Source organism: Candidatus Eisenbacteria bacterium (assembly GCA_016867495.1).
Taxonomy (GTDB): Bacteria; Eisenbacteria; RBG-16-71-46; order CAIMUX01; family VGJL01; genus VGJL01.
The window spans coordinates 1-4,282 of sequence record VGJL01000207.1; the positions used below are offsets into that span (position 1 = coordinate 1).

5 protein-coding genes are annotated in these 4,282 nt (G+C 66.4%); all 5 read left to right on the forward strand.

Annotated elements, in window-relative coordinates:
- Positions 1 to 555 (forward strand): L-threonylcarbamoyladenylate synthase (locus tag FJY88_12235; GenBank protein MBM3288103.1); only part of this gene is annotated, 555 nt, incomplete at its 5' end.
- Positions 556 to 674: 119 nt separating this feature from the next.
- Positions 675 to 1,208, forward strand: a complete 534-nt coding sequence (locus tag FJY88_12240) for a low molecular weight protein arginine phosphatase (GenBank protein MBM3288104.1) — start codon at positions 675 to 677, stop codon at positions 1,206 to 1,208.
- Positions 1,209 to 1,249: 41 nt separating this feature from the next.
- Positions 1,250 to 2,491 (forward strand): serine hydroxymethyltransferase, encoded by a 1,242-nt coding sequence (locus FJY88_12245; GenBank protein MBM3288105.1) that lies wholly within the window; start codon positions 1,250 to 1,252, stop codon positions 2,489 to 2,491.
- Between the two features lie 60 nt (positions 2,492 to 2,551).
- The gene (locus FJY88_12250) at positions 2,552 to 3,538 is read left to right on the forward strand and encodes a MoxR family ATPase (GenBank protein MBM3288106.1); all 987 of its coding nucleotides are present in this window, start codon (positions 2,552 to 2,554) and stop codon (positions 3,536 to 3,538) included.
- A partial coding sequence (locus FJY88_12255) for a DUF58 domain-containing protein (protein MBM3288107.1) occupies positions 3,535 to 4,282 on the forward strand: 748 nt, incomplete at its 3' end. The genes FJY88_12250 and FJY88_12255, both read left to right, overlap by 4 nt.

Here is a 4,282-nt window from a genome sequence, read left to right on the forward strand (position 1 = left end):
ACCGACACGATCTATGGCTTCTCCGGAAGGTTCGACAGCCCCCTGGCCTGGAAGAGGATTCGGGATCTCAAGGGCTCGGACCGATCGGCGCCGATGCTCTCTTTGGTGGCTGGACCGGAGATGGCCTTCCAGTATGCCGAGCCGCCTCACGGGGCTTCCTACGAGATCCTGATCAAGTACTGGCCGGGCCCCCTGACTGCGGTTTTGAGGGCCCGTCCCCACGTTCCGACGGAGTTCTGCGGGCCAGGGGATACTCTCTCTTTCCGCTGGGCCGTCTCTCCCTTCCTCCACGATCTGATCACCGGCCTCGGCGAGCCTCTCCTGTCGACCTCGGCGAATCGGACCGGGGAACCCCCGCTCTGCTCATTCGAGGCGATCGAGAGGAGCTTCGGTCGCCATCTGAACGCCTTGGTCGATGGAGGCGACCTCCGGGGCAGGGCCTCGACCGTTGTGGATCTCACGGGAAACCAGCCCATCCTCCTGAGGCAGGGCTCGCTTCTGATCCCGCTGGACGAAGAAGACGCCTCGGATCCGGGAACTCCTGAAGGCCCTTGACCCTACGCGCGTTCGCTCCCTAGAATCCGACGATCCTCCCCGGACCTTCGGGGAGGGGCCGTCCAGCCTGCCGATCTCATCCAGATGACACTTGAGGCCGGCTCGAGAACGGGAGGGGAATGATCCGGATTCTGCTTGTCTGCACCGGTAATGTCTGTCGCAGCCCGATGGCCGAGGGGTTGCTGCGCAAGATGCTCCGCGACGGCGGCGACCATGGGGAGTTCGTCGTGGAGTCGGCCGGGACCGCGGCGGTGGGGGGAATACCCGCCTCCTCGGCGGCTGTGGAGACGGCCTCCGGCCACGGGGTCGACATTCGGGGACATGTCTCCCGAGCGGTCTCATCGCGACTCGTGGAGCGAGCCGACCTGATCCTGGCGATGGAGCCTGAACACGTCGAGATGCTCGCGGCCTCGTATCCAACATCCTCGGAGAAGATCCACCTGGTCACGCAGTACGCCGATCGGAGCGGCGATCCGCTCGGAATCCCCGACCCCGTGGGCCAGGGGATCGACGTCTACGAGCGGACCTGGATTCTGATAGAAGATAGCCTGCAGCGGGCGATCCCGGCGATCCTGGAGCTGATCCCGGGCGAGCCGGAGCTCGATGTCCAGGACGAGGAGGCGGGCGACGGGCGGAAGGAAGGCCAACGATGATTCTCGGGCCCCGGCATGAAGAGGGGATGAGGGAGGATAGGATGCGCTTTCTACCGGCACTCGACACGGAGGTGGCCGCGGCGATCAGGGGGGAGCTGAACCGGCAGCGCGAGACGCTTGAGATGATCGCCTCCGAGAACTTCACCCACCCGGCCGTCCTGGAGGCGGTCGGCTCTTGCATGACCAACAAGTACGCGGAGGGCTATCCGGGAAAGCGCTACTACGGCGGCTGCGAGTTCGTCGACGCGGTCGAGGCGCTGGCCATCGCGCGGGCCAAGGACCTGTTCGGCGCCGAGCACGCGAACGTGCAGCCCCACAGCGGAAGCTCCGCGAACCTCTCGGCCTACTTCGCCTTCCTCCAGCCGGGGGACAAGATCCTGGGGATGAACCTCTCGCACGGAGGGCACCTGACGCACGGCCACCCGGTCAACTTCTCGGGGAGGTTCTTCCAGGTCGTCGCCTACGGCGTCGATCCCGAGACCAAGATGATCGATTACGAAGGCCTGGCGGCGATCGCGAGGGAGGAGAGGCCCAAGCTGATCGTGGCGGGGGCGAGCGCCTACGCGAGAACCCTCGACTTCGCGCGCTTCCGGCAGATCGCCGACGAGGTCGGGGCGCTCCTCATGGTCGACATGGCGCACATCGCTGGACTGGTCGCCGCGGGCGTCCACCCGAGCCCCGTTCCCCACGCCCATGTGGTCACCTCGACGACGCACAAGACGCTGCGCGGCCCGCGCTCGGGCTTCATCCTGTGTCCGGCGGCCCAGGCCTCGGCGATCGACAAGACCTCCTTCCCCGGCATGCAGGGCGGTCCCCTGATGCATGTGATCGCCGGGAAGGCCGTCTGCTTCGAGCTGGCCCGCAGACCGGAGTTCCGCGTCTATCAGGAGCAAGTCGTGGCGAACGCGCGGAGGCTCGCCGCGAAGCTCGTCGATCACGGGTTCGATGTCGTCAGCGGCGGCACGGACACCCACCTCTTCCTTCTCGACCTGAGCGGGAGGCAGATCACCGGAAAGAAGGCGGAGAGGTGGCTCGAGGCCGCCGGGATCACCGTGAACAAGAACACGGTCCCCTTCGACAAGGAGAAGCCGACCGTCACGAGCGGGATCAGGGTCGGGACCCCGGCCCTGACGACACGCGGCATGAAGGAGCCGGAGATGGACCTGATCGGCGCGATGATCGCCGAGGTGCTCGCCGGCGGGGGGGATGAAGAGACGGCCCGGAAGGTCCGCGCGCGCGCGATCGATTTGGCGGCGGCTTTTCCTCTCTATCCCGAGCTCTGATCCTTCGGTCGGGAACCCGGCGCGAGCGGGAGGGTAGAGTCAGTCTGTTCAGGAGGGAACGTGCATCCTGAGATTCGTCAGATACAGGAGATGGTGGAGCGGGAGTCGGAGCCGATCCGGAGGATCCGGCTCGAAGTGGGGACGGTCATCGTTGGCCAGGACGCCCTGGTGCTGCGTCTGCTGGTCGGGGTTCTCGCCGACGGGCATCTGCTGCTGGAAGGGGTGCCGGGGCTCGCGAAGACCCTGGCGGTCAAGACGCTCGCGGGAACGCTGAACGCGAAGTTCTCGCGGTTGCAGTTCACCCCCGACCTCCTGCCCGCCGATCTGATCGGAACGCTGATCTACAATCCAAAGACGGCCGAGTTCACGACGCGCAAGGGGCCGGTCTTCGCGAACCTGATCCTGGCCGACGAGATCAACCGCGCTCCCGCCAAGGTCCAGAGCGCATTGCTCGAGGCGATGCAGGAGCGGCAAGTGACGATCGGAGAGGCGAGCCATCCCTTGCCCGAGCTCTTCCTCGTTCTGGCCACGCAGAATCCGATCGAGCAGGAGGGGACCTACCCTCTCCCGGAGGCGCAGCTCGATCGCTTCCTCTTGAAGGTGAAGGTCGACTATCCGAGCCGGGAGGAGGAGAGGCAGATCCTCGACCGGATGACGGGGCCGCCGCTGCAGGCGGTGCGCCCCGTGGCGACCCCCGAGGAGATCCTCCGCGCGCGGAGCGCGGTCCGGATGGTCTATGTGGACGACAAGATCAGGGAATACGTCCTGGACATCGTGAGCGCGACGAGGAGGCCGAAGGAGTTCGGTCTCGAGATCGCGCCGTGGATCTCCTATGGGGCGAGCCCCCGCGCGACCCTCTACCTGACGACGGCCGCGAAGGCGCACGCCTTCATTCAGGGCCGCGCCTATGTCACACCCGACGATGTCAAGGCGCTCGCCCTCGATGTGCTTCGGCATCGGATCCTGACGACCTACGAGGCCGAGGCGAAGGAGATCACGGCCGAGCAGCTCGCGACGCAGGTCCTGGAGGCCGTGCCGGTTCCATGACGCGCGCGGTTCCGCCGACGGCGGAGGCGCAGGACGCGGCGGTCGACATCCTCCGCGGCGTCCGGAAGATCGAGATCCAGAGCCGCCGCCTGGTCCAGGAGCTCTTCTCCGGCTCCTACCACACCGTTTTCAAGGGGCGGGGGATCGAGTTCTCGGAGGTGCGCGAGTACGTCCCCGGCGACGACGTGCGCTGGATCGACTGGAACGTCACGGCCAGGATGGATCGCCCGTTTGTCAAGCAGTTCCACGAAGAACGGGAGCGGACCGTGGTCGTTCTTGTCGACCGCTCTTCATCCACCCGCTTCGGCTCCTCGCAGAGGAGTCTCGAGAGGGTCGCGGCCGAGACGACGGCCCTGCTCGCCTTTTCCGCCTCGGTCAACCAGGACAAGGTGGGCTTGATGCTCTTCAGCGACCGGATGGAGAAGTGGGTGCCGCCCAGGAAGGGGAGATCCCACATCCTCCGGATCGTCCGGGAGGTTCTCTATCACAGGGGCCAGGGGACCGGAACGAGTCTGCGCGAGGCCCTCGAGCGGGCCACCAGGATGCTCCGCAGGCGGAGCCTGCTCTTCGTGGTGAGCGACTTCCTGTGCGATGAGCCCTACGAGAACGCGCTCCTCCTGGCCGCCCGCAAGCATGAGATGGTCCCGGTCGTCCTGATCGATCCGCGGCAGGAGGATCTCCCGCGCATCGGTCTGGTGGAGGCCTACGACCTCGAGAGCGGGCGCCGGCGCCTCATCGACACTT